Source organism: Aulosira sp. FACHB-615 (genome assembly GCF_014698045.1).
Lineage (GTDB): Bacteria > Cyanobacteriota > Cyanobacteriia > Cyanobacteriales > Nostocaceae > Nostoc_B.
Genome location: NZ_JACJSE010000003.1, coordinates 17,893 through 40,717 on the forward strand (window position 1 = coordinate 17,893; position 22,825 = coordinate 40,717).

Here is a 22,825-nt window from a genome sequence, read left to right on the forward strand (position 1 = left end):
TACTATGAACAGTTTAGCGATCAAATCCAGTAAGAAACTAGAATTTTGGTTCCGAATCTCCATCTACCTATTCCCATGAGAATCCTCAAGATCCAGACCTTACGCGGCCCAAACTACTGGAGCATTCGACGCCACAAACTGATCGTCATGCGCCTCGATTTAGAGAACCTTGCCGAGACGCCCTCAAATGAAATCCCTGGATTTTATGAAGGATTAGTTGAGGCGCTGCCAAGTCTGGAGGGTCATTATTGTTCGCCTGGCTGTCATGGTGGTTTTCTAATGCGGGTACGAGAAGGTACTATGATGGGCCACATTGTGGAACACGTAGCTTTAGAACTCCAAGAACTAGCCGGAATGCACGTCGGCTTTGGTCGCACCCGTGAAACTTCTACTCCTGGCGTTTATCAGGTAGTCATCGAATACCTGAACGAAGAAGCGGGACGCTATGCAGGCAGAGCCGCAGTCAGGCTGTGTCAAAGCATTGTTGATCGCGGCCGCTATCCCAAGGCGGAATTAGAACAAGATATCCAAGACCTGAAAGACTTTTGGCGTGACGCTTCTTTAGGCCCCTCTACAGAAGCAATTGTTAAAGAAGCAGAAAAAAGAGGCATTCCCTGGATGCAGCTAAGCGCACGCTTTTTGATTCAGCTAGGTTATGGCGTGAACCAAAAGCGAATGCAAGCCACAATGACAGATAAAACCGGCATCCTGGGAGTAGAACTAGCTTGTGATAAGGAAGCGACAAAGCGCATCTTAGCAGCAGCTGGTGTCCCAGTACCTAGAGGTACTGTGATTAACTTTTTGGATGATTTGGAAGAAGCGATTGAATATGTTGGTGGCTATCCCATCGTGATTAAGCCACTCGACGGCAATCATGGACGCGGCATCACCATTGATATTAGAAACTGGGAAGAAGCAGAAGCAGCCTACGAAGCAGCTAGACAAGTTTCCCGGTCAATCATTGTTGAGCGGTATTACGTTGGGCGCGACCATCGGGTACTTGTGGTAGATGGCAAAGTAGTGGCCGTAGCAGAACGTGTACCTGCTCATGTCGTTGGTGATGGTAGATATACGATCGCTGAATTAATTGAAGAAACCAACAAAGACCCCAATCGTGGCGATGGACACGACAAAGTTCTCACCAAGATTGAACTTGACCGCACTAGCTACCAACTGCTAGAACGCCAAGGTTATACCCTCAACAGCATATTACCCAAAGGTACAATTTGTTACCTGCGGGCAACTGCTAACCTCAGTACAGGTGGGATTGCTGTAGACCGGACTGACGAAATCCACCCAGAAAACATTTGGATTGCTCAAAGGGTTGTGAAGACAATCGGTTTAGATATCGCTGGCTTAGATATCGTCACCACAGATATTAGCCGCCCTTTGCGCGAAGTTGATGGAGTCATTGTGGAAGTCAACGCGGCTCCCGGTTTTCGGATGCACGTTGCCCCCAGTTCAGGGATTCCCCGCAATGTTGCTGGCGCAGTGATGGATATGCTGTTCCCCAACGAACAATCCAGCCGGATTCCCCTCCTCAGCATCACAGGTACAAATGGTAAAACTACCACTACCCGACTGCTGGCACATATTTATAAACAAACGGGTAAGGTAGTAGGTTACACAACTACAGATGGAACTTATATCGGGGATTACTTGGTCGAAGCCGGAGACAACACAGGCCCCCAAAGCGCCCACTTGATTCTGCAAGACCCAACTGTAGAAGTAGCTGTATTAGAAAGCGCCCGTGGTGGCATCTTACGTTCCGGGTTAGGGTTTGAAGCTGCAAATGTTGGTATCGTGCTGAATGTTGCTGCCGATCACTTAGGTATAGGTGATATTGATACCATCGATCAATTAGCCAACCTCAAGAGTGTAGTCGCCGAAGCCATATACCCTGATGGCTATGCCGTACTGAATGCTGACGATCGCCGTGTGGCGGCAATGTCCGAAAAAACCAAGGCGAACATTGCCTACTTCACCATGAACCCCGACTCAGAATTAGTCCGCAAGCACATTCAACAGGGAGGAGTCGCCGCAGTTTACGAAAACGGCTATCTCTCAATTGTCAAGGGCGATTGGACACACCGCATCGAAAGGGCTGAACAAATTCCGTTGACAATGGGTGGACGCGCACCATTTATGATTGCCAACGCCTTAGCCGCGAGTTTGGCAGCCTTTGTACAGAACGTCACCATTGAACAAATTCGCGCTGGCTTAAGGACATTCCGTGCATCCGTGAGTCAAACCCCTGGCAGAATGAACCTATTTAATTTAGGAACATTCCACGCCTTAGTAGATTATGCTCACAACCCAGCCAGTTACGAAGCGGTTGGTGCATTTGTGCGTAATTGGAACACAGGACAGCGAATTGGCGTAGTTGGTGGCCCTGGCGATCGCCGCGACGAAGACTTTGTGACTTTAGGTAAACTAGCCGCCGATATTTTCGACTACATCATCGTTAAAGAAGATGATGACACACGCGGTAGACCACGGGGATCAGCTTCGCAACTGATTATGAAGGGAATTACACAAGTTAAACCCGATGCCCGTTGCGAAGTTGTTATGGACGAAACCCAAGCTATTAACAAAGGTTTGGATATGGCTCCAGAAAACGGCCTGGTGGTAATTTTGCCAGAGAGCGTCAGCCGCGCCATCAAGTTAATTAAAGTGCGTGGTCTAGTTAAAGAAGAAGTGCCTCTACAAAACACTCCCACAAACGCTACAGAAAGTCAAAATGGGGTGTCACCTTCCTCGGTGATCAACACACTTTTATAGCAGGGAACAGGTATCAGGTTAAAAGTTCTTTAATATACGCTTTTTTCTGAAAATTTGTCCCTCACTCACCTGTACCCTGCTGTAAATACAATTTAGGATTTTTCATTAGTAAAGGCGCGAAATTTTCGCGCCTTTATATTTTCACCTCAACAGCGTCAGGGCTGTTTAGCAATCAAAACCAGCCTGTAACCTGTAACCTATACCTTATTCCTCTTCTTTTTCCGAATTCTTTTCATCATTGGGATTATTCAATTCTTCTTTAAAACCCCGTAGAGTCTTGCCCAGTGCATTTCCCAGTTCGGGAATTTTTTTCGGGCCAAAAATCAGCAGCGCGACTATGGCAATGATACCCACCTCTGGCCATCCCAGTCCAAACATACAAGTTTCCTCTCTCAAGCTTCTGTAGTCAACTATAAACCGATGTTGTACGAGCTACTTCTAAAACAATCTTGCCTAGTCTTGGGTGGGTGAACGAAATTTTGTGTGGGATTTCTAGCTAAGTATCCAAAAAATTACCCTCCACACTCCCCACACCTTTTTTCTCTCACCCGTCTTGGGTAATGGGGATACCTGACCAATAGCTTAATTCATAAACTAACCATTCTATTTCTGCTGCTGATAAAGTTATATCTGTGTAACCACCAAGGCAGTATTTTTCTCTACCAACCCAAATATCCAGTTGTGCTGGAACTAGTTTGCGAATACCTTCTTGATTTTTCGTAAAATGCTCAGGAATGTAAACTAAATGGTTGATTTTGTCTCTGGGCGAGGCGTGTGGGCGATTAAATGTAAAGCCAAACAAATGCCGCTTTAAGCTAAATTGGTTGTTATTTATTCGTAATCGTAGACTGCCAAATAAATCAAATAGTATGCGCCAAATCATTGCCACGCCACCACTCCAAAAAGGTAGGGAGAAGAGCGCAAAGAGAATACCAACCGGAAAAGCTGAAACAATAACAGTAATAGTCCAAAATAAAAGAAAAGAATGCCACGCGATCGCAAATCCAGCGCCATATAGGGTTGATATATCAAAACCCTTTGACGGAATTGTAATTTCTAGTGCATCCCCATTTTTTGTGAGTTGAATTTTGCTGCCAGCAGGTTTGGAAATGCCAACGTCTAGATTATTAGAAACCCAATTATTTCCATCCCAATACCAATGACCTCTAATCCAGTCTGACAAGTTAATTTCTGCTGGTTGGAGTTTTTGTAAAAGTTGTGGATGTTCCAAAGCTGCTAAGGCTGCATTTGCATTACTCAACCGCCTGTCTAAACTCGGTTCAGTCATCCACTGTAGCCACTGCTTCAAACCCGAACTCAGATGAACAGCATGATCAAATTGAATTTGTAAATCTTTTTGGGGTAAATCAGCCGGGTGAGTACCTGTAACTAAATAAATTAAAGTTGCGCCTAAACTGTATAAATCAGATGCAGGTACTGTGCGTCCACCAAATTGTTCTGGTGGCATATAACCGTAAGTACCAACTACAGTCCGCGTTCCCCCTTCAGTAGCCAAGACTGTTTGCACCGAACCAAAATCAACTAAATAGACTTGACCGACACTATTACCAGAGCGATCGCCCAATAAAATATTGCTAGGCTTAAGATCACGGTGGATCACAGGTGGATTTAAACCATGTAGATAAATCAAAATTTCTAAAACTGCCGTGGCTATCTGTTTAACTTCAACTTCTGTAAAACTCCGCCCCGATTGTAAACACTGCTCTAAAGTTTGGGACGGGATATAAGTTTGTACGAGAGCAAAGCCTTTGATAGTTGGTGAATTTACCTCAAAATAGTCTAAATACCGAGGGATAGCAGGATGTGATAAAGATTTTAATGTTTCGGCTTCACGCTCAAATAACTTGAGATCATCCCATTCAAAGTCACTATTAAATGAGAGTAACTTAATGATGACTAATTCTTGAGTTGTTAAATCACGAGCAACAAAAGTCCGTCGCCCTGCCTTTTTGCCTAATTGCTGTTGAATTTCGTAGCGACCGCCTAATATTTGCTCAGTTATCATAATTGCTGATGATGCTACGTTGTCAAACTTTCGATGGTCTGTAACTTGTCTAAATTTAACAAGCGAGTATCTTTAGTATAAATATATCTTTAATATGCCTACCCAACATTGGCCTTACGTTACACCCGGCATTCCCGACGAATTATTTGAGCATTTGCCGGGAATTCCCTTTACTCAACGAGAAGTGCGACTGTTGTTGATTGCTCAACTACGCCTCAAACCTGATTCTGTATTTTGGGATATCGGTGCAGGTACAGGGACGATCCCCGTAGAAATTGGGCTACTGTGTCCCCAGTGCAAGATTATTGCTGTAGAACGAGATGAAGAAGTGGCGAATTTAATTAAGCGTAACTGCGATCGCTTTGAGGTCAAAAATGTGGAGGTCATAGAAGGTAGCGCCCCAGAATGTTTACATGAGATTCAGACAGCACCTCACAGGGTTTGCATCGAAGGCGGAAGACACATTCAGGATATTTTAAAAACTGTCTGGGATTATTTGCCATCATCAGGCCGCGTCGTGGCGACAGCTGGTAATCTAGAAAGTCTGTATGCTATCTCTCAAAGCTTTTCTCAGTTACGCGCAGTGAATATTGAAGTTGTTCAGTCTGCCGTCAATCGTTTAGAGACAAAAGGCTTTTCTCAAATTTTTACCGCCGTTGATCCCATTTTTATCCTCAGTGGTGAGAAACTAGACTAAATCTCAAGGATGAAGTGTGAAGGCTGAAGTCTGAAATTAACACTAGCCTGCGGCAATCCGCGCAAAGCGCGTCTACACACTTCATACTACCCTACGGGAAGCCGCGCAAAGCGCGTCTACACACTTCATACTTTTCTTTTATGCCTTGGTCTCGAATTATTAGCGGAATTATTGCGATCGCCCTTGCTTTGGTAGCTACCCTATTAGGAGGTTGGTACTTCACTGTTGCGATTGCTGTCAGCATCTTTTTAGGGCAACTGGAATATTTTAATTTAGTGCAGGCTAGAGGCATTGTCCCGGCAGCAAAAACCACTATCTTTGTCAGCCAAGTCTTGCTAATTATCTGTACAGTCGATGGCAGTTTAGCAGATGCAGTATTACCTCTGGGTGGGACTGTGATTTGTTTTTACTTGCTATTTCAGCCCAAAATGGCGACGATCGCTGATGTTTCCGCTTCGATTATGGGACTATTTTATGTAGCTTATCTGTCAAGCTATTGGGTAAGACTACGGGGAATTGGCAGTGCAGCCGTGAGTAATATTCCTCTCAACGGTTACTGGCCTAATTCTTGGGCTGAGATTTTAGACCCAAACAATTTAGCTGCTATACCACCAGGGTTTACATTTACTATATTGGCGTTTTTATGTATTTGGGCGGCAGATATTGGCGCTTATGTGTTTGGCAAATTCTTTGGTAAAACTCGTTTGTCAGATATTAGTCCGAAAAAAACTGTAGAAGGCGCAGTATTTGGCATTACTGGTAGTGTGGCTGTGGCGATCGCAGGCTGCTATTATCTTCAGTTACCCCAATTTTTGTTTACAGGTATAGCTTTGGGTTTACTAATTGGCATTGCTAGTCTGTTAGGCGATTTAACAGAATCTATGCTGAAGCGCGATGCTGGCGTAAAAGACTCTGGACAACTGATCCCCGGTCATGGCGGCATATTAGACCGCACCGACAGCTATATTTTCACAGCCCCGTTAGTTTACTACTTCGTCACATTGTTATTGCCGTTGATTAGGTAACAGGTGACAGGTAACAGGTAACAGGTAACAGTAGCTGATATGAACTGTATTTTGATACAAGTCAGAAGTCAGGAGTCAATAATCTTTTGTGCTTTTCTCCCTTGTCCCCCTTGTCTTCACACTTCCAACTTCTCACGGATTCACATTAATTTTTCCGCGACACACCAATTGAGCGGGGATCAGTTTTAGTTCTTGAATTTCGACATCAGAACCTAAATCTAAATTGTAATTTTCGTTACTTAAAGTTAAAGGCGAACCATTTTCTATCACTTTAATCTGTGATAACCGTAATTCTTGATTACCAAATAAATCTAAATTTAAAGATATTTCCAGAGGTATATTGTCGCTGGGACGTGTTAGGATAGCACCCAGAATTATTCGATGATTCTCCAAAATAATTTTTTCCCAAGCCATTTGCTTGGATTTTAGGCAGTGTTCTGGTACAAGTTGAACCAGTACTTCATTTAAAGCAGTAGATAATAGTTCTGATGAGACAGAACTGTTGAGGTCTTTCTCATCTACGATCAGTTCGCCAACCACTGGTACTGTTGCCAACAGTCGCAAGGGCTGGCCCTTCAGTACTGCGCCTATGTTGATTTGAATGTTCTCCGCAACGAGTTGAATTCGTGTAATATGGAGGCCTTGATAGACTGCATCGCTTGCAGCAATAGAAACCCAAGGAATACGACCTGAGAGAAGTTGGCGATCGCTCGCTTGAATATCCACCTCTAACTGAGACACATGACTCACTTGCGACCTTAACCAGAGTTTGATCGCTGTAGTGAGGACATTGGTGATAATTCGTATTTTATTTGCACCCTTTGCTTGGGAATTATTTTCAGGCATGGAACTATTGTGTTGATGAATTTTAGCTCATCAACTAACTAAACTGAAACAAGCCTTAAATTTAACATCTATGGCGATTCAGGACAAAATGCAAATATGATTATTATTTAAAGGTTGAATAAAGTATAAGTAATTTCAACATGGAGGTCAGATTACAAAAAGCACTATCACAGTTAGGTATTGCCTCACGGCGAGAAGCGGAAGAAATGATTCGGCAGTCGCGTGTGCAGGTAAATGGAGTAGTCGCAAATTTAGGTCAAAAAGTTAACACCCAAGAAGATGCGATCGCCATTGATGGCAAGTTAATTTCTGCCGCAGAACGTCCCCCCTTAATTTATCTGCTGCTCAACAAACCACCAGGAGTAGTTTCAACTTGCGCCGATCCCCAAGGCAGAAAGACTGTTTTGGATTTACTACCTAAAAAGTTACGTGCAGGTTTAGGGATTCATCCTGTTGGGCGTTTAGATGCAGAATCTACAGGCGCATTAATTCTCACCAATGATGGAGAATTAACCTTTGGACTCACTCATCCACGCCATAGTATTCCAAAAACTTATCGAGTTGTAGTCAAAGGTCATCCTTCGCCAGCAATAATCGAAAAGTGGTCTCAAGGTGTGATATTAGATGGAAGAAAAACGCTGCCTGCTCAAGTAAATTTTATAGAAAGTTCTGCGGAAAACAGTTGTTTAGAAATCGTTTTAAAGGAGGGTAGAAATCGCCAAATTCGGCGCGTAGCCGAGATTTTGGGACATCCAGTCATTAAATTACATCGAACTGCTATAGGCACAATTCAATTAAAACAGCCAAAACAAACCTTTTTATGTGAAGGTCAATATCGGTATTTGAGTGATGCAGAAATTCGTTTTCTGCACAACAGCATTAAGGGCAGAACTATTAAAGACTCAGCTGAGGGAAGGAGTAAAGTTAAATCATGAAGTGGTTTAAGGTTAAAAGCAAAAACAATGAGCAACCAACCCTAACTCTAGAACAACAACGTGCCGAAAAGCTGAAAGAAATGGGCGCTCAACTTTGGGCGGCGCGTCAAGAAAAAAGTTTATCTCTAGAAGAAATGGTGGTGATTACCAAAATTTCGCGGCGGTTGTTGCAGGCGATTGAAGAAGGTAATCTCGAAGACTTACCAGAACCAGTTTACATTCAAGGATTTATTCGTCAATATGCTGACGCACTAGGTTTTAACGGGACAGAATTTGCGAAGGCTTTTCCTGTAACTGTGATCCCAGCTACTCCCACGGCGGTTGCGCCTGTGAATCGGTCACTGAAACTATTACGGCCAGTTCATCTTTACTTGCTGTACATATTTGTAATTATTTGCTCTGTCAGCAGTTTGTCTAAAGTATTAAACGGTGCAGAATTGAGTGCTGATAATAACTCACAACCAGAAACTGTTTCCCAGCCCGCGCCTAATTCTAAACCAGAAAATACAGCCGCCGAGTCTGTCAGCAACAATCAAGAAAATCAAACTGTACAGATTGGTGTCACCTTAAAAGCCGCTTCTTGGATTCGGGTAGTGGCTGATGGTAAAACCGAGTTTGAAGGAGTTTTACCAGAGGGAAGCCATCGGGTTTGGAAAGCCCAAGAGCAACTCACCGTCAAAACCGATAATGCTGGAGGTGTGATGATGAGTGTGAATCAGCAAGAAGCTAGACAAATGGGAGAACCAGGGAAAGCAGAAGAAGTGAAAATTGCCGCCGCCAAGCCCCAATCTTAATTACACAGGACTTACGCAATGAGACGAAAAATCAATGTTTGGGTCAGGTGTAGGGCTGTAGGTTTTGAAAACCCTCCCATAACCTTTCACCCCTAAACCCAATCTCCACAGACAATCTTGGTGCGTAAGTCCTGTTTCCCTTGCTTCCTGCCCCCTGTCCAAGTTCCCTTATCTTGGTTGTGGGGCGCGGCCATATAATTGGGTGAGAGTTTTTAAGCGATCGCTTAATTCTTGAGTCAGTGCTTCTGTATGATAGCGCCAGCCCCAATTACCTTCAGCCACACTGGGGAAATTCATCCGCGCGTCGGTTCCTAAGCCTAAAACATCCTGCAAGGGAATAATTGCTTGATTGGCGACAGAACTAAAAGCCAAGCGAATAATATCCCAATGCACACCTTCAGGACTGATACAACCTAAATAAAGTAGGAAGTTACGCTTTTCGTAATCATTTGCTTTATCGAACCAGCCAACGCTGGTATCGTTGTCATGGGTTCCGGTATAAACTACGAAATTCCGCGAGTAGTTGAATGGTAAAAAGGGATTACCGGGATCAGAACCAAAAGCAAACTGCAATACCTTCATTCCCGGAAATTCATATTTATCGCGCAGTGCTTCTACTTCTGGGGTAATTACGCCCAAATCTTCAGCTAATACAGGTAACTTACCCAAAGCTTCCTTAATAGCAGCAAACAATTCATCTCCCGGCGCTTTCACCCACTCCCCATTAATTGCAGTTTCTTCCCCTTGGGGAACAGCCCAATAAGCTTCAAATCCGCGAAAATGGTCAATGCGAATCACATCGAGATAATCCAGCATCGCTTCAAAGCGACCTATCCACCACTTAAAGTTTTGGCTTTGTAATTCTTCCCAGTCGTAAACCGGGTTTCCCCACAATTGACCCGTAGCACTAAAGTAATCTGGTGGAACTCCCGCCATTAATTTTGGTTCTCTGGTTTCCTCATCTAAACAAAAAATTTCAGGATGCGACCAGACATCAGCACTATCTTGAGCGACATAAATCGGAATATCGCCAATAATTTGAATGCCACTCATATTGGCATAGGCTTTGAGTTCTGACCATTCACGGAAAAACTCAAATTGGATGAATTTATAATAAAAAATCTCTGCACTTAACTGCTGCTTTGCTTGCTCAAGTGCTGCTGGTTCGCGCTTGACTAGTTCTGGTTCCCAAGTATGCCAACTTGTACCCTCATGGGCATCTTTTAGCGCCATGAATAAAGCATAATCATCTAACCAATAAGCTTTACTGTCACAGAAACCCGCAAATTCAGTTTGTTGTAGAGGCGTAGCTTGGCTTTGAAAATTTTTGCAGGCTATTTTGAGCAGTTGGGTTTTAAAGGCAATTACTTTGTCGTAGTCTACCTGAGAATTGTTAAATTCTGGCAGATTCGCAAAGTCTGCTTCAGCGAGTAAACCTTGTTCTTGGAGTTTTTCGGGACTGATGAGGAAAGGATTACCCGCCATTGCAGAATAAGCCGCATAAGGAGAGTTACCGTAACCAGTCGGCCCCAAAGGTAAAACTTGCCAATATTGCTGGTAACTCTCGCGGAGAAAATCAATAAACTTGTAGGCTGCTAAACCTAAATCACCAATACCAAATCGGCTGGGTAAAGAAGTAGGATGCAGCAAAATGCCACTTGATCTGGGAAAAGGCATATTTATGTAATTTCAAGTATAAGTCTGGAGGATACGCTGGGCGATCGCATTGAATTTACCACAGAAAAGGAAGCTCTGGTCTTGTATCCTTAGTCATTTGTTATGTGTTATGACTTAGTGATCTATTGACCATTGACTATTGAATCTTGACTATGAGTTACCGCAACCCCGCGCCAACGGTTGATATCATCATTGAATTAATTGACCAACCACATCGGCCAATAGTGTTAATTGAAAGGCTTAATTCCCCTTTTGGTTGGGCAATTCCCGGTGGTTTTGTTGACTATGGTGAATCGGTGGAAGTCGCAGCCAAGCGAGAAGCTGAAGAAGAAACTAGTTTAAAGGTTGAGTTGATTGAACAATTTTTGGTGTATTCTGACCCCAGCCGCGACCCCCGTCAGCATACGATTAGCATAGTATTTTTGGCTACAGCTACGGGAGAACCAAAGGCGGGAGATGATGCCAAGGGTATAGGTGTTTTTGAGTCTTGGCTTGTACCGACTAATTTATGTTTTGATCATGACCGTATTCTGCGCGATTATTGGCGCTATAGGCATTATGGTATACGTCCCAGGCTAGGGATTTAACGTAGACGCAAATTCCCGAAGGGTAGGGTACCACAGAGGTGCAGAGGGCGCGGAGAGAGGAGAATTGCTTAGTATTCAATGCTGGGACACTATTAGGAAAATCAGCCGCAGGATAAAAACAAATTCATCATGAAAATCTTCGAGATTTATGCCTCGAAGGAGTGGATTTGAGTGGAATAGAATTAAATAATGCTGATTTATCGCAGTCCTAAATCACTTTTGAACAACAATATCCCCGACTTCTTTGAGAAGTCGGGGATTTGAGCCTTTCAATTTTTACAAATCACGTAGGATTGCTATAACAGGAGCAGATTTAGATGATGTCAATTTAAGTAACGCTATTTAGACTTTAATCTAATTCTTCCAATGACCCAAGTTTAACCATACCAGGCCAAATCTTAGCGACTGCCAGCACTACTAAAATTGTGCCAACACCACCGCCCACCACCGCCGCAATCGGGCCAAATATGGCAGCCGCTAAACCAGATTCAAAACCACCCAACTCGTTAGAAGCACTGATAAACACGCTATTAATTGCCGCTACTCGACCACGTAAATGATCGGGTGTTTTAATTTGAACTAAAGTATGGCGAATTACTACACTAATGCTATCTAACGCACCGCTCAACACCAACATAAGTATAGATAGCCAAAACCAACGGGATAGACCAAAAATAATTGTAACCACGCCAAAGCCAACAACTGACCAAAGTAAGGCCGGCCCGGCTTTGCGTAATGGGGGTAGATAGGCCAAACTCACAGCCATAATTAATGCGCCGATGGAAGGGGCGGCTTGCAGATAGCCTAATTCTACTGGCCCGACACGTAAGATATCTTTGGCAAAAATTGGCAGTAGAGCGATCGCACCACCAAATAACACCGCAAACATATCTAAGGTAATGGCGGCTAAAATCAACTGATTCTCCCAGAGAAATTTCACGCCGGCGGAGAGTGCTTGTAAAGAAAGTGGTTCTTTGGTGCGAATATTTTTTTGCTCTTTAATTGTGGCTGTGAGACAGAAACATAAAAAAGCAGCGATCGCCGCTAATATATATACCCCTGTCGCACTTCCTAACAAAGCAATGCCAAAGCCACCCAAGGCGGGGCCAATTACTGCGGCTAACTGAAAGCTACTACTATTCCAAGTGGCAGCATTGGTAAAAGCACTCACAGGTATTAACTGCCACATCAAAGCATCACCCGCCGGCTTGAGAAATGCCCTAGCAACTCCAGATAACACTAAGCAGGCATAAATTAAAAATACTGCTCCCTTGGTATAGGAAAGCACTGCTAAAGTCAGGGAACAGAGAGCGAGTAAGATAACTGAAGATAAAACAGTGATTTTGCGATCGCGGCGATCGGCTAAATCTCCCGCAACTAAGGTGAGGGCAATAATCGGTAAAACTTGAGCGAGTCCCACACCACCTAAAGCCAAGGCTGAATCCGTCCGTTCATACAGTTCCCAGCCGATGGCGACTGTTTGCATTTGAGCGCCGATAAATAACAGTAACCGCCCAATGGTAAATAATCTATAGTCTCGAAATCTTAACGCCGCAAAGGGATCGTGTTTTTCAGCCTGATTGCTGTTAGGAGTTAATTTCCGTTTGATCGAAGACATTTTTTAAGAAGGTTAACCCTTGTTCAATCTGAGAATATTCCTCGGCTGACAAATTATTGAGAATGTCAGCAATTTGAGCGCGAGTATGATTGAGGGATTGCTGAAGATGATACTTACCCTCGTCAGTTAAGTTGAGAACTATCCGCCGTCGCTCTTGGGGATGATGTTCGCGTTGTACTAAGTTGCGCTGTACTAGCCGTTCTATGGTTGCGGAAGCTGTGGCTGAGGTGACACCAAGATGTTCTGCTAAACCAGATAATGAACCACCAGGATTGCGGTTGATAAATGCCAGCGATCGCAACTGGGGAATTGACAAAAACCCGGCGTTATGCGCTCGCATCTCCTTCCTGATAAACCGCATCACTAATGGAATGGTTTCCATGACTTTGGCTGCACATTCTTCAGAAGTGGCCGTATGTGAGGGTTTATCGAGCTTCATTGGCTAGTAGTTCTCCTAGTTACATCGCCACCCGTGGATAAAGTTTGCCACAGATGAGGGTTAATATTATTAATGTTAGTAGGAGAATCGTACAATCCAGACTAAATCCATAAAGACTTGTACCGTTGAGTAGCATTTTGCCTCGTAAAGCATCAACCTCATAAGTTAAAGGGTTGATGTGAGAAATAAATTTTAGCCAGTTCGGCATTAAGGAAATCGGATAAATGGCATTACTGGCAAAAAACAACGGCATGGTTAATAACTGTCCAATTCCCGTCATTCTTTCTCTGGTTTTCACCAAACAACCAATAATCAGGGAAAAAATACAAAAACATCCCGCACCCATGAAAACAATCAGTAAGACTTGGATAATTGCCAAGGGATGTAAATTCAGCTTGACTCCTAATAAAAATGCCAACCCATAAATAATAAATACCTGTGACAAGCACCTGACTCCACAAGCTACGGCTTTGCCTAATACCATTGCAACGCGGGGTGTCGGACTGGCGAGGAATTTATGCACAATTCCTAAATCCCGTTCCCAAATTAAAGTCATTCCCCCAGTGAAAATGGCAACAAATAAAACACTCTGCGCCAAAATTCCCGCCGTCATAAAATCTAAATAAGGCAGATTTCCCTGAGTTGGGATGGCTCTAGTTTTGGCGAAGACTTGCCCAAAGATGAGTAACCATAGTGCTGGCTGGACGGCTCTCACAGCTAAATCGGTGGGATCATGGCGGAGTTTGCGAACTTCTAGTTCTGCGATCGCCAATGTTTTAATGATTAACTCACTAATTGCAGAGATAAAATTATGCTTGCGCGTCGCTTTGTTTCTAACCCAACCGTTGAGCAGTACGCCTGGTTCTTGCTGTGTCACGGTAGTTAACTCCTGATACTAATTGGTCGCCTGTGTAGTGGATAAAGACATCATCTAAAGTTGCATTCGGCTTACCGAGTGAGGCTTTGAGGTCTTTGGGTACGCCTTGGGTAATTTCTGCGCCACGCTGCATAATTACCACTCGGTCACAAAGATTGTCAGCTTCTTCTAGAAAGTGGGTAGTTAAAAATATCGTGGTGCCAAAATCAGTACAAAGTTTCTGTACTAATTGCCAAACCTGAGTGCGTGCGAGGGGATCTAGTCCGACTGTGGGTTCATCTAAAAACAAAATTTGCGGCTGATGCAAAATCGATTGAGCTATTTCCAACTTGCGAATCATCCCACCAGAGTAATTTCTGACTAAGCGATGGGTAGCATCTGCTAAACCCATAAATCCCAGAATTTCCTTAATGTATCGTTCTCGATGCTTGCTAGGAATTTCATACAACTTGGCAAATATCAACAGGTTTTCATACCCGGTGAGGCTACCATCAGCAGAAAGAGCTTGTGGTACATAGCCAATCACCCTTCTCACAGCTGTAGATTGATGGGTGATGTCATAGCCAGCTAAGGTTGCTTTCCCTGCGCTGCTAGGTAACAGAGTCGTCAACATTTTAATTACGGTACTCTTACCTGCACCATTCGGCCCCAGTAAGCCAAAAACTTCCCCTTGTTTTACAGAGATGCTAAGGTCGTCAACTGCCGTAACCTTACCAAAGCGGCGTGTGAGTCCTTGGGTTTCTAGAATAATCGGTTTCGGTATGCTGGCAGGTATTTCCGACCGATTTACTTTTCCTGTCAGTCCTGTCACAAGTTTATCTACTCTCTTATAATTAGATAAACTAAATATTAGATTTACAATATATACCTGTCAATAGTTCATGGCATAAAAGTTAATGATTGACGCACTCCCCACTTTCAATACATTTCGGTTAACATCTAAATCTTGATTCAGATCCCCCTAACCCCCTTTAACCTGGGGTAAAGTCATGGCTTACGATTTGGGGAGGAATTTTCAAAGTGAAAACGCACCGTCACTAAGAAACCAATTTTGGCAAATGATCCACATTTAGCCGTGCAGATTCCTTCGATTTGGGATGAAATGGGATTGCATTGTATTAACAAGAATGCTGAATGTCCTTATAACGTGGCGGGTTTTTCCTTTGCGGGAATGTTAGGGGTGATTATCGGTCATAGCGATCGCTGGTATGCTGTAGTAATTAATTCCAAAATCTCATTCTAAGTAGAGCGACGTAAATATTTTTAATTGTAAAAAGGTCGAGATAGAAGGCAGAAGGAAAGAGGGTTTTAGTTTAATTAACTTTTCTTAATATAGTTATGTTTTTTCCCCCCGACTTACTTATGTCAAGGCAATAAAAGCGAAAATAACTATTAATCATTGACCCTTGACCAGTAACAAATGACCAACTCTGATCTGATTGGACTAGCTGCTTCTTACACCTACGCTATAAGTTTATTAGCCCTTGGTGAAGGACTGCGAAAATTTTTTGGTATTCAGCCAGACTTAACTCGCAAAGTTATCCACATCAGCGCCGGAATGTGGATTTTTGGTGTGTTGCTGCTGTTTAAACATTGGCAAATTGGGATTATTCCCTTCGCTACCTTTATCGGTGTTAACTATCTGCTTTACCGTTATCGACTTATCGGTGCAATGGATACTGAAGATAGTTCTCCAGGGACAGTTTATTTTGCAATTTCAGTCACGCTACTTTTTGGGTTATTCTGGCGACCAGATAATTCAGTTGATCATGTCCCCATTGCTGTGGCTGGAATTATGGCTATGACTTGGGGAGACGCTTTAGCTGCATTAATTGGTAAAAGTTTTGGACAACACAAATACCAAATCGGTTCATCTGTACGTTCTTGGGAAGGTTCACTGGCGATGTTTTTAGCCAGCACAACAGCAATATTTTTGGTACTGATGTTTTTACCTGGTTCTTTTCTGAGTCCTTTAGCTGTACCTTTGAGTGTGAGCAAAGCTTTGTTAACAGCGTTAATTAGTGCGAGTTTCGCAACTTTTGTTGAAGCCATATCACCCCACGGTACAGATAACCTCAGTGTGCCACTAGTTACCGCAGGTGTAATTTGGGCATTGATGCAGATTTCAGTATAGAACTCTTGTACCTATCCCCGAAGAATTCCATGAGACTGTTGACGAATTAAAAAGGGTAAAACCAAACATCTGATAAAAATGGCAAAGATGAAGCAGAAGTAAAAATAGCTGTTTTTTCTTTCTTGTTTATACTAAGTTTTGTAACGAGCTTTTAAAAAATCGATATTTATGACACTTAGACCAAATCAACGCCAAAAATTAGATGATACGGATGATCGGTTATTTTATGCCTATCCTCGCTTCGTCACTCATGTTGATGATGGGTTTATTCAGCAGCTAACAGATTTGTACCGCGATCGCCTCAAACCCAACACTCGCATCATTGATATGATGAGCAGTTGGGTATCTCATTTACCAGAAGAGATAGAGTTTGCCCATATTGAAGGACATGGACTCAACGCTGAAGAACTAGCACGCAATCCGCGCCTAAATCATTACTTTGTCCAAAATCTCAACGACAATCCGCAGCTACCCCTACAAGATCAAGATTTTGATGCTGTGCTGATTTGCGTTTCTGTGCAGTATCTACAATATCCCGAAGCCGTCTTTTCCGAAATTCATCGCATTCTCAAACCTGGTGGTATTGCGATTATTAGCTTTTCTAACCGGATGTTTTTTCAAAAAGCCATTCAAGCTTGGCGTGATGCTTCCGAAGCCGCCAGAGTCGAATTAGTCAAGCACTATTTCACCTCAGTACCGGGATTTACCACTCCAGAAGTGATTGTTCGCCAGTCAACTATGCCCTATTTTTTACAGTTGATGAGTATTGGTGCGGGAGATCCTTTTTATGCTGTGATTGCTCATCGCAATTCCAACTCATAATTTGACATAAAAAACAAAGAGACGGGAACTTTCCCGCCTCTATAAATAAATGTATGAAAAATAGCGTTTTAAAGATTTAGTGATGCCAATGGCCAAGGTAGTTCGGACATCGACAGATGATATAGGAATACGGTTTGATGCCTGAATATATTTGTGTAAGCAGGGAGTAGGGAATGGGGAGTAGGAAAGAAGCCTACTCTGGGTGTACTGATTTTTTTCCAAAATCAAATATTAGTCTTATAACGACTAGACATCAAAGAGACTCTCAACTCTATAACCTGTCACCTGTCACCTACTCTATTACAGACTGGATAAAAGCCCAAAAACGCCATGTCCAGTAAATACTTCTAATGCTATCAGTGAGATAAAACCAATCATAGCTAAACGACCATTGAGAAGTTCTGAATATGGTTTAAAGCCAGTGCGATCGCCTTGCTCATCTACATAAATTTTTGGCTCAACCGCAAAGTTATTCATCTTGCCCTGATCATCAACAATAGAACCGTTGGTACGCATCAAATTTTCCCCAATTGCTTTCGCTTGTAAAGAAGTGTAACAGGATTAGTAAACTTTTGTAAAGTATCTGAGTCTACCCAAAGCTATATGATGATGTTCTGAGTTTTGAGTCATGTGTAACAAACAGGCTCTACTCCTCATGTCAACTCTGAGAAAACCCATGCAGCGATTCCGAGTAGAGGTTATTACCAAAACACCAAATCCGCAGCAAGTGATTTATGCTGCGATGCACCAGGACTATACTGACGCATTTGTGGTTGATGAACGAGACTCATGGCCTTCGGAATCACAATGCGGTGAAGTTATTGTTAAACGACTGTTAGCAGGTGAACGGGGACATTACGGGCCGCTAGAACATCCGCAAATTGTCTTCAACTGTGGTTATTTTCCTCACAGCGTCATGCAACAAGCCCGGACTCATCGCGTCGGCGTGAGTTTTGATGTCCAGTGTTTGTCAGCTAATACTGAAATTACTTTTGTTAACTGTAAAGGCGAAGCAAGCCAAAAATTGAAAAAAACTATTGGAGAGTTATACGATCTCTGGACTAATGGAGAACTACCTGGAGAATATCGACGTGACTCTAAAAAACGTCTTCGTAAAATGCGCTTACGAGTTCTCAACGAAGAAACTGGCTTGTTTGAAGTTGGACATATTAAGGATGTGATTTGCAGTGGGATTCAGCCAGTCTATCGATTAACTTTAGAAGATGGAAAGACTTTAGATTGTACTGTTAATCATCGTTTATTTACCTCAGAAGGCTGGCAGACAATGGGCGATGCTGTTGGCTTAGTTACTAATCATGATGGCAGTGTAGTCAAAATGACTAAACAATGTAATTTAATGTGTAATGGTCTGACAGTTGTAGGTAAAGGTCTTTACACGAGTAGAGAATGGCTAGAAACTCAAATTTTAAAAGGATTATCAACCTTAGAAATTGCACAATTATCAGAATGTTCTGTTAACACCATTAGAAGTTGGGCTGCTAGATATGGATTATCTTTAAATCACAAAGATAGTCAATTTCCTAAAGAACACAAGCCTTGGAACTACAACCCTGATGCACTTTATCGAGACAGGCTTTGGTTAGAGGAGCAACTTAATAAAGGACTCCATACTGATGAAATGGCAAAATTAGCTAACTGCTCAATAGAAGTAATTAAAAAATGGGTTTATGCTTATGGATTATCTCTAAATAAAAGGCAATCTGGTACAAGAAATCCCTGGAACAAAGGTCAAGGTTGTTATAGCTTAAACTTATCAGCAGAAAGTCGAGAAAAACGTATAGAAAACGCGAAAAAATATATAAAAAGAAAAGAAGAATCTCATTTTTGGAAAGGCGGTACCTCTACTGAGAGAGAGTTAATAGGTGCATGGACAAGAGATATTGCACCCAAAGTCTATGAAAAGTTCAACTATATTTGTCAGAAATGTAGAGTTCGTGGTGGCAATCTTCATGCTCATCATTTAATATCAGTTTACGCTGATGAGTCACTGGCATACGACTTTAATAATCTAGTGACTGTATGTAAGAATTGCCATGAAGATATTCATCAAAATAATCAAGAAGCTGAATTCGCTCAATCTTATCACCCAGTCATAGACATTGAAAATTGGCAGTCTAAACCAAAATCACTCGGCAAAAAGTTACGGGCGCATCCCGTTAAAGTTAAGGATGTAGAATACCTTGGGCAACAAATGACCTACGACTTAGAAGTTGAAGGTAATTGGCATAATTTTGTTGCTAATGGTGTAGTGGTTCACAATTCGTTCAGATATACAGGCAATCAGTTTATTGAAGTCATAGAAGGCAAGAAAGACATAGAAGATGTTTTCTACCTACGTCCTGTAGGTCATTACACAGATAGGCAGGGCAAAAAATATTACTACTCCCCAGAGCAACGAGCCGCAGATTTAGAATGGTGTATGGAAGCAGCTAAAAGATATGCGGCAAGTTTCCAAGCTGGGATGTCGGAAGAACATGCTAGAGGAATAGTGCCGTTTGACTATCGCCAGCATTTTGTTGTGAGCTTTAATGTCAGGTCATTTTTGCATTTTTGTGACCTGAGAAATAAAAAAGATGCCCAGTTAGAAATTCAGAAGTTGTGCGAATTAATGTGGCCGCATTTTGCCGAGTGGACACCAGCGATCGCACAATGGTATGAAAAGCAGCGTCTAGGTAAAGCTCGACTGGCACCTTGATTCTTGGGGGAAGGGGGACAAGGGAGACAAGGGGGATAAGGGAGACAAGGTAGAAACTATTTTTCTTCACCCTTGTCTACCCCCTCTACCTTGTCTACCCCCACTCTCGACTCCCGATTCCCTAAAAAATTTACTCAACTACCTCATTGACTGGGAACCGATCAATTAACTGCATCGCCCGGTAAGCGTTACGCTGCAAAACGTCTGGGAGATGGGGAACGTGGGGAATTTGAGATAATAAATCGAGAGTCCGGCGTAAAATTCGCACGACATCGCCTTCATCCAAGCTGGTGTGGTTACAGAGTTCTGTCCATTCCATACCCAATGCCCATTGTTCAACGATCGCAATTAACTCAAATTCTAACCAGATTGGTAACGCCACATTATATCGCCGTTGCAGTTGGAACATTTGACGGCGGATACCCCGAAGTTTGGCTAAAGCCTCGGCAACTTCTTCACTTAAGTCAAAGTTGACTCGACTATCGGGGCGGGGAGTTTCTGTCACCAACGCGGCGACAGCTGCGGCTAAGTGCTGCGGGTCTAATTGGTTAAATTCACCACTCGCAAACACTAAACCTAGCCATAATTCATTTTCGCCCCGAATGGCGGCGGCCATTTGTCCTAATTCTGTTGGGACTAAGTTATCCAAACAACCAAAGTGTTGCAAAATCTCAATTAAATTGAGAAATTCTTCCCAATGGCGTTGTGATTGTTGGGCGACTTGTCCTTGCAGTTGTTCAAGTTCGGCTTCAAGTTCTACATAACGCGCTCGGCGTTTAAAAATTGTCGAAGCATTACCAGACTGGCGCAGTGGATGATTTTCGATTTGTTCTTCCACGGCGGTAACGCGACTGAGTTGTTCTGCGACTTCTGGTGGTAAATTTAGAGTTTCATCGGGGTTAGGAATGAGTTTGGCGATCGCAGCTGTTTGTTCATTCCCACGGTAAGATTGTCCTGGCTTAAAGATCAATTCTGATGGTGGCAGAATATCTCCTGGCACGTCCAGGCGGGGGAGTTCAGCATGTAAATTCATCACATCTTCCGTTGTCGCCACATACCAACGGTTATCCTGTCCCAAACAAACAAAATATGGCGCTTGTACTCCAGGGCTTTTACCAACTAAAACCGCCATCACAGGTGCAGAAACCGTGATATTTTTGCCTTTGAGACTTAACAATGTGCCAGAAACAGCAAAGCCCAACATCATGACTAACTCTTCTTGACGGTCATCTTGGGCTTGTTTTTGCAGAGTTTTTAATAATTGGCGTTCGGTTTTTAGACGTTGGCGTAATTTCTCATAAATAGCAATTTCGTTTTCATCTACAGCCGCGATTTGTTCTTGGAGTTGAGCTAATTGGGCTTGCAGTTCAGCTATCTCATCGTATTCTGGTTTGAGGTGCAAGTTAGCTATGTACTGACCAAAACTACGTTCTACTAATTCTCTAGCTTGTTCTATGGTGTGAGTTTGCAGTAAATTCAACACCATACCGTAGCTCGGTGTAAATTGGCTGACTAAAGGATCTGGTTTTGATGTCGCCAGATAGGCTGCTTCCTTCGCGCCTTCAAAGGGAGTTTGGACTGTCACCACATGACCTTGTTTATCCATCCCCCGCCGACCAGCCCGACCTGCCATTTGCAGAAATTCGGAAGCATTTAACAAACGGTGTCCGGTGTCGGTACGTTTTGACAAGGTGGAAATCACTGTGGTACGGGCAGGCATATTAATCCCGGCGGCTAAGGTTTCCGTCGCAAATACCACTTTAATCAATCCCTGTTGGAATAATTCTTCCACCAGTACTTTCCACGCAGGTAAAATCCCGGCATGGTGGGCAGCAATGCCGCGATAAAGGGGGGCAATTTGTCCCGAACGTCCGGCTTCCGGGTTACGGTTTAAAAAGTCGTCGATTTGCTCCCGTAATATTTGTGACTCTTGACCATTGACTAACCATAAATCACCCACCTCAGCCACAGCTTTATCGCATCCCCGACGGCTAAAGATAAAGTAAATGGCGGGGAGCATATCTCGCTGTTGGAGTTGGCTTAAGGTATAGATGATGCCTGGGGCTTCTGGTCTGCCGTTTTTACCTTTGTCAGCTTGTCCTTTGCGATGTTTCTTAATGAGGCGGGGATTAATTTTGTTTTGCGTATCATTCAGCAAGGGAAACAGACCTTTGGGATTACAGAAATGAAATTCCAAAGGCACTGGGCGAAAATCAGAATAAATCAGGTCTGTGGGGCCGTGGACTTGGTTTAACCAATCTGTTAGTTGTTCGCTATTGGCAACTGTGGCGGAGAGGGCTGCTAGTTGCACTTCACGGGGACAGTAAATAATCGATTCTTCCCAAACTGTACCGCGTTGGCGATCGTTCATGTAGTGGCACTCATCCAATACCACTGCTTCCACATCCACCAAGGAAATGCCAACTTGCCCGATGGGTGTGCCATAGAGCATATTGCGGAAGATTTCTGTGGTCATGACCAAAATTGGTGCATCTCGGTTAATAGACGCATCACCAGTTAACAGTCCTACTAAATCGGCACCAAACTTCTCACGAAAATCGCGGAGTTTTTGGTTCGACAAGGCTTTGAGGGGTGTGGTGTAGAATACGCGCTTTTTTCGAGCTAGGGCGCGATAAATAGCGTATTCTCCGACTAAGGTTTTGCCAGAACCCGTGGGCGCACATACAACTACGGAGCGTCCAGCATTAAGGGACGCGATCGCATCTTTCTGAAACTGATCCAGATCAAAGGGAAATATCGACCCTAAGTTGATTTCTGGAGACGGTGCGGGATAGTTCACTCAATCACATTTGCAACCAGACTGTTTACTATATTAACGGGTCTTTTGTCA

18 protein-coding genes and 3 pseudogenes are annotated in these 22,825 nt (G+C 43.2%); 11 read left to right on the forward strand and 10 right to left on the reverse strand.

From position 1 onward, the window contains the following. Nucleotides 1–75: 75 nt before the first annotated feature. Nucleotides 76–2,781, forward strand: a complete 2,706-nt coding sequence (gene cphA / locus H6G77_RS04920) for a cyanophycin synthetase (protein WP_190591665.1) — start codon at nucleotides 76–78, stop codon at nucleotides 2,779–2,781. A gap of 204 nt (nucleotides 2,782–2,985) precedes the next feature. On the opposite strand, the gene tatA is transcribed toward cphA, so the two are convergent. Next, entirely contained in the window at nucleotides 2,986–3,159 is a 174-nt protein-coding gene (tatA, locus tag H6G77_RS04925; protein ID WP_190591664.1) for a twin-arginine translocase TatA/TatE family subunit, read from the reverse strand. A 166-nt stretch (nucleotides 3,160–3,325) separates the two neighbouring features. Further along, nucleotides 3,326–4,807, reverse strand: a complete 1,482-nt coding sequence (locus H6G77_RS04930) for a serine/threonine-protein kinase (RefSeq protein ID WP_190870985.1) — start codon at nucleotides 4,805–4,807, stop codon at nucleotides 3,326–3,328. A gap of 94 nt (nucleotides 4,808–4,901) precedes the next feature. Between H6G77_RS04930 and cbiT the strand changes: the two genes are divergently transcribed. Beyond that, the gene (gene cbiT, locus H6G77_RS04935; protein ID WP_190870986.1) at nucleotides 4,902–5,504 is read left to right on the forward strand and encodes a precorrin-6Y C5,15-methyltransferase subunit CbiT; all 603 of its coding nucleotides are present in this window, start codon (nucleotides 4,902–4,904) and stop codon (nucleotides 5,502–5,504) included. 140 nt (nucleotides 5,505–5,644) lie between these two features. Then, nucleotides 5,645–6,529 carry a phosphatidate cytidylyltransferase gene (locus H6G77_RS04940; protein ID WP_190870987.1) on the forward strand — a complete coding sequence of 295 codons (885 nt, stop codon included), beginning with the start codon at nucleotides 5,645–5,647 and terminating at the stop codon, nucleotides 6,527–6,529. A gap of 132 nt (nucleotides 6,530–6,661) precedes the next feature. On the opposite strand, the gene H6G77_RS04945 is transcribed toward H6G77_RS04940, so the two are convergent. Beyond that, nucleotides 6,662–7,375, reverse strand: coding sequence for a DUF2993 domain-containing protein (locus H6G77_RS04945; RefSeq protein WP_190591660.1), 714 nt, complete (start codon nucleotides 7,373–7,375; stop codon nucleotides 6,662–6,664). Between the two features lie 140 nt (nucleotides 7,376–7,515). Here H6G77_RS04945 and H6G77_RS04950 point away from each other — a divergent pair, with 140 nt between their 5' ends. Together H6G77_RS04950 and H6G77_RS04955 are read left to right on the forward strand one after the other, a co-directional pair. Next, nucleotides 7,516–8,310, forward strand: coding sequence for a pseudouridine synthase (locus tag H6G77_RS04950; protein WP_190675938.1), 795 nt, complete (start codon nucleotides 7,516–7,518; stop codon nucleotides 8,308–8,310). Further along, the gene (locus H6G77_RS04955) at nucleotides 8,307–9,104 is read left to right on the forward strand and encodes a RodZ domain-containing protein (RefSeq protein ID WP_190591658.1); all 798 of its coding nucleotides are present in this window, start codon (nucleotides 8,307–8,309) and stop codon (nucleotides 9,102–9,104) included. Before H6G77_RS04950 ends, H6G77_RS04955 begins: the two co-directional genes overlap by 4 nt. Nucleotides 9,105–9,272: 168 nt before the next feature. Here H6G77_RS04955 and malQ read toward each other — a convergent pair whose 3' ends face one another. Further along, nucleotides 9,273–10,781: a 4-alpha-glucanotransferase gene (malQ, locus tag H6G77_RS04960; protein ID WP_190870988.1), complete on the reverse strand. Its 1,509-nt coding sequence runs from the start codon at nucleotides 10,779–10,781 to the stop codon at nucleotides 9,273–9,275. Between the two features lie 152 nt (nucleotides 10,782–10,933). On the opposite strand from malQ, the gene H6G77_RS04965 reads away from it, so the two are divergent. Then, nucleotides 10,934–11,368, forward strand: coding sequence for an NUDIX hydrolase (locus tag H6G77_RS04965; protein ID WP_190591656.1), 435 nt, complete (start codon nucleotides 10,934–10,936; stop codon nucleotides 11,366–11,368). 349 nt (nucleotides 11,369–11,717) lie between these two features. Here the strand turns inward: H6G77_RS04965 and H6G77_RS04970 are convergent, their stop codons facing one another. From H6G77_RS04970 to H6G77_RS04985, 4 genes are read right to left on the reverse strand one after another with little or no spacing between them, the layout of a single operon-like run. After that, nucleotides 11,718–12,986, reverse strand: a complete 1,269-nt coding sequence (locus tag H6G77_RS04970; RefSeq protein ID WP_190675941.1) for an MFS transporter — start codon at nucleotides 12,984–12,986, stop codon at nucleotides 11,718–11,720. Beyond that, nucleotides 12,955–13,425: a MarR family winged helix-turn-helix transcriptional regulator gene (locus tag H6G77_RS04975; protein WP_190591654.1), complete on the reverse strand. Its 471-nt coding sequence runs from the start codon at nucleotides 13,423–13,425 to the stop codon at nucleotides 12,955–12,957. Before H6G77_RS04975 ends, H6G77_RS04970 begins: the two co-directional genes overlap by 32 nt. 19 nt (nucleotides 13,426–13,444) lie before the next feature. Continuing rightward, on the reverse strand, nucleotides 13,445–14,302 hold the full coding sequence (locus H6G77_RS04980; RefSeq protein WP_190870989.1) for an ABC transporter permease: 858 nt from the start codon (nucleotides 14,300–14,302) through the stop codon (nucleotides 13,445–13,447). Continuing rightward, nucleotides 14,259–15,113 (reverse strand): ATP-binding cassette domain-containing protein, encoded by an 855-nt coding sequence (locus H6G77_RS04985; RefSeq protein WP_190675943.1) that lies wholly within the window; start codon nucleotides 15,111–15,113, stop codon nucleotides 14,259–14,261. The genes H6G77_RS04980 and H6G77_RS04985 overlap by 44 nt, the downstream gene beginning before the upstream one ends. A gap of 213 nt (nucleotides 15,114–15,326) precedes the next feature. Between H6G77_RS04985 and H6G77_RS04990 the strand changes: the two are divergent. From H6G77_RS04990 to H6G77_RS05000, 3 genes and pseudogenes are all read left to right on the forward strand, one after another. Beyond that, nucleotides 15,327–15,506: pseudogene (locus H6G77_RS04990) on the forward strand (penicillin acylase family protein); the annotation flags it as partial. A gap of 216 nt (nucleotides 15,507–15,722) precedes the next feature. Then, nucleotides 15,723–16,436, forward strand: coding sequence for a diacylglycerol/polyprenol kinase family protein (locus H6G77_RS04995; protein WP_190870990.1), 714 nt, complete (start codon nucleotides 15,723–15,725; stop codon nucleotides 16,434–16,436). 168 nt (nucleotides 16,437–16,604) lie between these two features. Beyond that, nucleotides 16,605–17,258: a class I SAM-dependent methyltransferase gene (locus H6G77_RS05000; protein WP_190870991.1), complete on the forward strand. Its 654-nt coding sequence runs from the start codon at nucleotides 16,605–16,607 to the stop codon at nucleotides 17,256–17,258. 300 nt (nucleotides 17,259–17,558) lie between these two features. Here H6G77_RS05000 and H6G77_RS05005 read toward each other — a convergent pair whose 3' ends face one another. Beyond that, a complete protein-coding gene (locus H6G77_RS05005) occupies nucleotides 17,559–17,774 on the reverse strand; it encodes a chlorophyll a/b-binding protein (protein ID WP_190591648.1) in 216 nt (71 codons plus the stop codon). 160 nt (nucleotides 17,775–17,934) lie between these two features. Between H6G77_RS05005 and H6G77_RS36455 the strand changes: the two are divergent. Beyond that, nucleotides 17,935–19,536: pseudogene (locus tag H6G77_RS36455) on the forward strand (FAD-dependent thymidylate synthase); the annotation flags it as partial. A 3-nt stretch (nucleotides 19,537–19,539) separates the two neighbouring features. Then, a pseudogene (gene thyX / locus H6G77_RS36460) lies at nucleotides 19,540–19,974 on the forward strand (FAD-dependent thymidylate synthase); the annotation flags it as partial. Between the two features lie 130 nt (nucleotides 19,975–20,104). On the opposite strand, the gene H6G77_RS05015 reads toward thyX, so the two are convergent. Beyond that, nucleotides 20,105–22,774 carry an RNA helicase gene (locus tag H6G77_RS05015; RefSeq protein ID WP_190675946.1) on the reverse strand — a complete coding sequence of 890 codons (2,670 nt, stop codon included), beginning with the start codon at nucleotides 22,772–22,774 and terminating at the stop codon, nucleotides 20,105–20,107. Nucleotides 22,775–22,825: the final 51 nt, after the last annotated feature.